The sequence below is a fragment of the Haliscomenobacter sp. genome, assembly GCF_033763495.1.
Classification (GTDB): domain Bacteria; phylum Bacteroidota; class Bacteroidia; order Chitinophagales; family Saprospiraceae; genus Haliscomenobacter.
In genome coordinates this window covers 1-7,026 of sequence record NZ_JANRKL010000077.1, presented here as the reverse complement: position 1 = coordinate 7,026, position 7,026 = coordinate 1, and the positions used below count along the sequence as shown (strand labels likewise).

Sequence of the window (7,026 nt, the reverse complement as noted above, 5' to 3'; positions counted from 1 at the left end):
GGTCCCACCTCTTCCCATTCCGAACAGAGAAGTTAAGCCGCTCAGCGCTGATGGTACTGCCTTTAGGTGGGAGAGTAGGTCGCTGCCAACTCAATACAACACACACAGCCTCATTCGTTGACTCGGATGGGGCTTTTGTGTGTCTGGGTCTGAACATACCCAACACACAACCCGACCTGAAAAACCGCATTGCAATTCGGGACGCCCTGCGTCCCGAATTGCAATACAGGCCAGATACATGCGGCCCTGCTCCTCTACCCTACCACAATATAACCCAGTCTAACCACGGAGTGGTTTAATTCAGAATAGCCGCGGTCGTCCGCGGTAAAATGGCAAGAGCGAGGTGTCACAACCACGGCAGTGGTTGAACAGGCCAGCGGATGATTTGCCACTGGTGTTGAAACTGGAACAGGCTGGTGTGCCGAAGGTGGATTTGGTGTTGGCCTTTCATTCGCTGTATAAGAGAGCGTTGTCTGTGTATGGGGTGGCGTAAACAGTTGACAAAGGTGTAATCGTTTTTATCAACTTGCGAAACTTGATCCTAATTTAGATTAGTTGAGGGTACAAAGCCCTCTGGCTTAAAAAATGAATTTTGGGTATTTGGGGGTCTAGCAGAGGGGTTATTAATATTGGCTCATTGTAAGATTACAAATTTCCAGCCCATTCCCGAATTTCCTCCCCCGCCCTTTCCACATTCTCCTCCGTCAGCACCAAACCAATCACCAATTCCTCTACCTCTTCTTCGTCCACCTTAGTCACATTCACCCAGCTACCAAAATCCGCTGGCAACAATGGTTCTTCCTGAATAATGCGTACAGCTTTTTTGAGTTCATGAAAATAAGCTTGATAAATTGGATTGCCATCCTGCAAAGGGATACCATTAACCATGGTAGTTTTCAGATAATCTTGTTTACTAAGCCCCAATTCACGAAATAACGGATCAAGCTTTGCTTGCCAAAAGTCGGAAGAAGCTTGGTAGCTTGAAACGTCCTCCAAAAAATCAGGATATAATATGGTATCCATCGTTGTTAGTTTAAAAGCCAAATTAAGACAAAAACAATTAAGAGTAAAGTCACAAATGCGTGGCCACCCAATATTTCAATGTCTATTTTGACGTGGTTAGTTCCTGTGGTTTGCACTTTATTTTTTTGCTTTTTTAAAACTTTAAATAGATTTTTTAATATTTTTAAACTTATTTTTATCTTGCACTTTATAGCCAGAACAATTATGAATAACCCATCTACACCATTAATTACCTACCAGCATTGGTCTGCCGATTGGAAGCAACGCATTAAATCTGCTCAAATCAAAGCTGCGTTGCAGGTCAACCGCGAAGTGTTAAGTTTGTATTGGGAATTAGGTCGCGATATCGTGATTAAGCAGCAAACTGCTGCATGAGGAGATGGCTTAATTCCGCGATTTGCAAAAGATTTGAAGAGTGAATTTCCACACCTTACTGGTTTTTCAACGCGCAACTTATTCTATATCCGGAAATGGTACTTGTTTTACCATGAAAAACTTGAATTAGTGCAACAAGTTGCTGCACTAATTCCTTCGTCAATTGTGCAGCAACTTGCTGCACAATTACCAGTACGCTCAGAAGGTGATGAAAAAGAGTATCCTAATTTTCTTTTGCTAGCACCTTGGGGGCATCATCAAATTATTTTAGATAAATGCTCTGACATTGATGTAGCTATTTTCTACCTCAAAAAAACAATCCAAAACAATTGGAGTCGGGATACGCTGCGTGCCCAATTGAAACAAAACCTCTACGAACGCCAAGGCAAAGCCATCACCAATTTTGAATGGACACTTCCCAAACCCCAAAGCGACCTGGCTCGTGAAACCTTGAAAAATCCCTACAATTTTGACTTTTTACATCTTGGCGAGGAGGCATTGGAGCGAGATGTAGAACAAGCCATGTAGCATCATGTGGAGAAAGTGCTATTGGAACTTGGGCAAGGTTTTGCATTACTGGGGCGACAATACAAGATTGTCGTAGCAGAGGAAGAGTTTTACATCGATCTCTTGTTTTATCATACTCGGCTACACGCATATATGGTGGTTGAACTGAAGGGCGGCGCTTTTAAACCCGAATACACGGGCAAACTCAATTTCTACTGTTCAGCTGTTGATGATTTGCTTCGCAGTGAGCTTGATCAAGCGACAATTGGTCTGATCCTCTGTCGAGAAGCAGGCAAACAAACCATTGTAGAGTATGCCTTGCGGGATATTCAAAAACCGCTTGGCGTTGCTGAATACATTTTGACCCAAACTTTACCAGAGAGTCTCCGCAATATCCTGCCCACTACCGAAGAGCTTGAACGGGAATTGGATGAGAATTTTGAGGATTAAAGAATGTAAAATTAGGCCTTTCATCTACGCAATAAAAGCACCAATTCGGAACGCACCGCGTTCCAAATCCCCTACTCCCCCATCAAATACGGATTCCCCATCCGCTCCGCCCCAATCGTCGTCGCCACCCCATGCCCGGAATACACCTTCACCTCATCCGGCAGCACCATCAATTTTTCCCGAATGTTTTTCATCAAGGTTTGATAATTCCCCCCCGGTAGATCATAACGACCAATGCTGTTTTTGAACAACACATCACCCGAGAGTACAAAACGATCCTTTTCGCAGTAAAAAGAAAGACTGGCAGGTGAGTGGCCAGGGGTAAAAATGGCCTTGAGCTTGGTTTCCCCAAACTCAATCACATCACCCGCGTTGATGAACTTGCCAATCGCTGGCGAAGGCTCCGGATAAGGGATCTGGTACATCGAAGCCACCTGTACCCCAGTGTCGAGCACCACCTGTTCGCCCTGGTGGGCTTCCAAAACTAGGTTAAAAGTAGTCGCGATAAAGTGATTGCCCAAAATATGGTCAATGTGGCAATGCGTATTGATCAAGCGAACTGGGCGCAATTCCAGGCGGTGGATCGTTTCCAACAACTCGGCTTTTTCATCGGGGAACAAGCAGCCGGGATCCACCACTATACATTCCTTCGTATCATCATAGACAACGTACGTGTTTTCCTGGAAAGGATTGAACGTAAGCTGGATAACATTTGCCATCCTTTTTTTTATTTTGCTTGTACATTTTCACAAAAATGGCTAATTTGAGAGGTATGTTGTGGAGAATCGGGCAGATTATTTTTTTTATCCCCTTTTTTAGTCTTGGATTGAACTGAATATGGCACGATTATGTCATATTCTAAGCAAAATAAATAGTGTATGATCAAGCGACTTTACCTCTTGTGTTTGATGGGTGTTGTGCTGTTCAGTGTGAACGCACTGGCACAGAGCAGCAACCAGGTCAAATTTGGCAAAAACCGCGTCCAATACCATAAAGACTTTGATGAATGGTCGCAGTACGAAAGCGACAATTTTTTTGTTTACTACTACGGTAAGTCGCGCAATGCTGCCCACAAAGTTGTACAAATGGCGGAGTACGACTTCGATGAAATCCAGGCCCTCCTGGAGCATCGCATGAATGAAAAACTCCAGATCATCGTGTATGCAGATGCGACCGATGTGAAGCAGAGCAACATCGGCTCGGAAGACTTATTCGTCAGCAGCAACAACCAAACCAAGGTTTCGGGCACCACCATCTTCGTCTATTTTGACGGAAACCACCAGCACTTGCGCGAGCAGGTACGTGAAGGTATAGCGGCGGTATACCTCAATACCATGCTGTTTGGCGCCAATATCCAGGAGATTGTACAAAATGCGGTGATGCTCAATTTGCCCAACTGGTTCAAAGAAGGCCTTGTGGCTTATGCAGGCCAAACCTGGAACGTAGAACGCGACAACGAACTGCGCAACATCCTGCTCAGCCGCCGCTACAAAAAATTCGAACGTTTTGCCGATGATTTCCCTCGCCTGGCCGGTCAATCCATGTGGTATTTCATCAGCGAAAAGTATGGCCGTCCAGCGGTCTCCAACCTTTTGTACCTCACCCGCATCAACCGCAGTGTAGAAAGTGGTTTTTTGTATGTAATGGATCAATCCTTTCAGTCGGTGGTACAGGAATGGGACCAGTTTTACCGCAGCCGCTATGAAGGGGACCTCAAAGGCCGCCAAAACCCTCAGGCCACCCAGATCGTTACCCTCAAAAAGCGCAAAGAACAACTGCCTCTTACTCAGCTCAAAATCAGCCCTGACGGCAACAAAGTTGCATACGTGCTCAACGACATGGGGCGCGCTAACGTCTACATCTATGACTTGCAACAGAAGAAAAAAACCAAAATTTTTAAGGAAGGATACCGCAACGCCCTCCAAGCTACCGATTTTAACTACCCTTTGATTGCCTGGAACCCAAGCGGACAGCAGCTGACCATCTTGTACGAACGCCGGGATAACCTGAAACTGGCCAATTACGATGTCTACAAAAAGAAAATTACTACCGAGCTCCTTTCCGAGCAATACCAAAGGGTTTATAGCCTCGATTTTGTCGACAACTTTACCCTGCTGTTCTCAGCCGAAGTGAGTGGTCAATCCGATATTTTCCTCTATACCCCACGTACCCGCCAAAGCCAACGCATCACCGCTGACATATATGACGACCTGGATGCTGCAGTGGTTAATGTGCGCAACCGCAAAGGAATTCTCTTCACCTCCAATCGCCCAGACATTTTCCTGCGCAACATCAAGCCGGATAGCATCTTGCCTGTGGCCTCTCTAGATGTGTTTTATTATGACCTCAAGGGTGAAATCAAGGAGTTTGTAAGAGTGACAAACACACCCTTGGCTAGCGAACGTTTTCCGATGCAGGTGGATAGTACCTATTTTTCGTACCTGAGTGACCGACACGGGATTTACAATCGGGAATCGGGCTTTTTAGAAACCTTTGTACGCGAGTACCTACAGCATATTTATTTAAAAGACGGTACCGAACTGGTATGGCCAATGGATTCATCAGTGGCTAAATTGGACTCAACCCAGATTGATTCAGTAATGGTGCGCCCAGTGATTCGCGAGCGTGCCATAACCCATATCGAAACCAATTATCCCTATCACATCAACCAGCAGCATAGTGCACCACAAAGTGGAAAGTTGGTCGAATCTTATGCAGCATTAGGGCGTCGCTCTTTTTACACCAGTCGCCTGATGCCTACCCATTCCAGCGCTCCTGCTACCACGGCTTTCCGGGCGCGGGAAAAACAAATGGAGGACCTGATTTTTGTGAAAGATACGGCTTCAACTCCAGGATTGCCAGTGCTGACCAATGGTGCGCCTGTTCGGCCAGTTTTGGTAGATACCCCAAAAATAGAGATTGTGGTCAAAGCACCACCCAAGGATACCACCAAAACGATTCAGGAGGAATTGTATTTGTTTCAAAGTGAGTTTGGTAATCCCAAAACCATAAACGCGGTGGCCGAGGAAAAACCAGAAGAGACGCAGTCTGTCGCGACTGAACCTGCCGCCACTCCCCCACCCGCCCCGACTCGGCCCACTGAAACACTGGCACCAGTCAATGGCATGAGTTTCCCGTTGCAAATGACAACGAATCGCAAGGTATATATCCTCAATCCAACCCGTGCTATACCTTATCGTTTGCAATTCCGATCCGATTTTGTGACCTCACAAATGGACAACTCACTGCTCTTTGAAGGGATGGAAAGTACTGCGGCCAACCCCGATGGATACCAGCTGCCACCGCCAGGTATATTGTTGAAGGCAAATGTCAAGGATCTTTTTGAAGACTATGAATTTGAAGGTGGCATTCGGATTCCGACCACCTTCAATGGTGCGGAATACTTTGTGACCTTCAACAATAAAAAACACCGCCTGGATCAAACCTACGCGGTGTACATGCGCAACACCCGCTTCAACGACCAGAGCCCAACTCTGGTGCCACGTCGGCGGGAGTACAATATCTTGCTGGGTCAATACGGCATCCGTTACCCATTGGATGTTTTCCGCAGCATCAGAGCCACCACTACCTTACGGCGTGACCGCATGGTACAACTCGCTACCGATCGGGCTACCTATAATGTGCCTGATCAAACCAGCCAACGCATTGGGTTGCGCATGGAATACGTGTTTGACAACACCGTTGATATTTCGCTTAACTTACGTACGGGTACTCGCTATCGGGTTTTTGCGGAAGCCCAAAAGAAATTCTCTGTAGGTGATGAATCCAATTTTGACATCAACTTTAATAAAGGTTTCATGACGGTGTTGGGGGCGGACTTCCGGCATTACCAGCGTGTTTTGCGCCATTCGATTTTGGCAGGACGTTTTGCAGCTGGTACTTCCTTCGGTTCAGAGCGAATCCTTTATTTCCTGGGCGGAATGGACAACTGGCTTTTCCCTCAACAAAACAACGATATTCCTGTACCTAGCGGTAATTTTGCTTTCCAAACGCTGGCGGCTAACCTGCGTGGATTCCCCATCAACATCCGCAATGGTAGTTCCTTTGCACTGGTGAATACTGAATTGAGGGTGCCATTGTTCCGCTACATCTCGCGCCGCATTCAATCACCATTGTTCAAAAACTTCCAGGTAGTTGGTTTCTTCGACATTGGTACTGCCTGGGAAGGCAAAACACCTTACCGCGAGGACAACCCCTTGAATACTTCAAAATTCCCCGATGGGCCTTTCATCACGACCACGGTGAATTATTTCCGGGATCCGCTGGTGGCAGGGTACGGTTTTGGAGCACGGACAACGCTATTTGGGTATTTCATCCGGGCGGATTATGCCTGGGGAATTGAAACGCAACAGATCCAGAAGCCGAAGTTGTATTTGTCGTTTGGATTGGACTTTTAATCTGAGGTGACACTGTGGTTTCTAAAGTTTCTTAGGTGGTGAAAAAGAAAAAACCTGCGTAGCAAGGTCTTCTTTCACCACCTAAGAAACCTAAGACACTCAAGGAATCACCTAATTCTACTTTGTCAGATTAAATTTTGATGTAATACCTAATTTTGTCCGCGAGCCGTTGCGCCTGTCTTTTCAAGATTGCGAGGTTCAAAAGTTCGGGATTGTCGAGTTTGTTTTGAAGTTTTTTGGCCAGCAACAACTT

The 7,026-nt window shown here is 46.1% G+C and carries 6 protein-coding genes and 1 rRNA gene; 5 read left to right on the top strand and 2 right to left on the bottom strand.

What is annotated here, in order from left to right; genetic code table 11:
• Positions 1–91: ribosomal RNA gene (rrf, locus tag SFV55_RS08595) — 5S ribosomal RNA — on the top strand; the annotation flags it as partial.
• Between the two features lie 554 nt (positions 92–645).
• On the opposite strand, the gene SFV55_RS08590 is transcribed toward rrf, so the two are convergent.
• A complete protein-coding gene (locus tag SFV55_RS08590) occupies positions 646–1,023 on the bottom strand; it encodes a hypothetical protein (protein WP_320029078.1) in 378 nt (125 codons plus the stop codon).
• Between the two features lie 78 nt (positions 1,024–1,101).
• Between SFV55_RS08590 and SFV55_RS08585 the strand changes: the two genes are divergently transcribed.
• The 3 genes from SFV55_RS08585 to SFV55_RS08575 are packed head-to-tail and all read left to right on the top strand — an operon-like array spanning position 1,102 to position 2,355.
• The gene (locus SFV55_RS08585) at positions 1,102–1,398 is read left to right on the top strand and encodes a hypothetical protein (protein WP_320029077.1); all 297 of its coding nucleotides are present in this window, start codon (positions 1,102–1,104) and stop codon (positions 1,396–1,398) included.
• A 12-nt stretch (positions 1,399–1,410) separates the two neighbouring features.
• A complete protein-coding gene (locus SFV55_RS08580) occupies positions 1,411–1,926 on the top strand; it encodes a DUF1016 N-terminal domain-containing protein (protein ID WP_320029079.1) in 516 nt (171 codons plus the stop codon).
• Positions 1,927–1,932: 6 nt separating this feature from the next.
• Positions 1,933–2,355: a PDDEXK nuclease domain-containing protein gene (locus SFV55_RS08575; RefSeq protein WP_320029076.1), complete on the top strand. Its 423-nt coding sequence runs from the start codon at positions 1,933–1,935 to the stop codon at positions 2,353–2,355.
• Between the two features lie 71 nt (positions 2,356–2,426).
• On the opposite strand, the gene SFV55_RS08570 is transcribed toward SFV55_RS08575, so the two are convergent.
• A complete protein-coding gene (locus SFV55_RS08570; RefSeq protein ID WP_320029075.1) occupies positions 2,427–3,074 on the bottom strand; it encodes an MBL fold metallo-hydrolase in 648 nt (215 codons plus the stop codon).
• 159 nt (positions 3,075–3,233) lie between these two features.
• Between SFV55_RS08570 and SFV55_RS08565 the strand changes: the two genes are divergently transcribed.
• Positions 3,234–6,773: a hypothetical protein gene (locus SFV55_RS08565; protein ID WP_320029074.1), complete on the top strand. Its 3,540-nt coding sequence runs from the start codon at positions 3,234–3,236 to the stop codon at positions 6,771–6,773.
• Positions 6,774–7,026 lie beyond the last annotated feature (253 nt).

Excerpts from the sequence above, each read along its gene's own strand:
- SFV55_RS08585 (WP_320029077.1), top strand. The coding sequence starts at position 1,102 with ATGTCTATTTTGACGTGGTTAGTTCCTGTGGTTTGCACTTTATTTTTT.
- SFV55_RS08590 (WP_320029078.1), bottom strand. The coding sequence starts at position 1,023 with ATGGATACCATATTATATCCTGATTTTTTGGAGGACGTTTCAAGCTAC.
- SFV55_RS08565 (WP_320029074.1), top strand. The coding sequence starts at position 3,234 with ATGATCAAGCGACTTTACCTCTTGTGTTTGATGGGTGTTGTGCTGTTC.
- SFV55_RS08570 (WP_320029075.1), bottom strand. The coding sequence starts at position 3,074 with ATGGCAAATGTTATCCAGCTTACGTTCAATCCTTTCCAGGAAAACACG.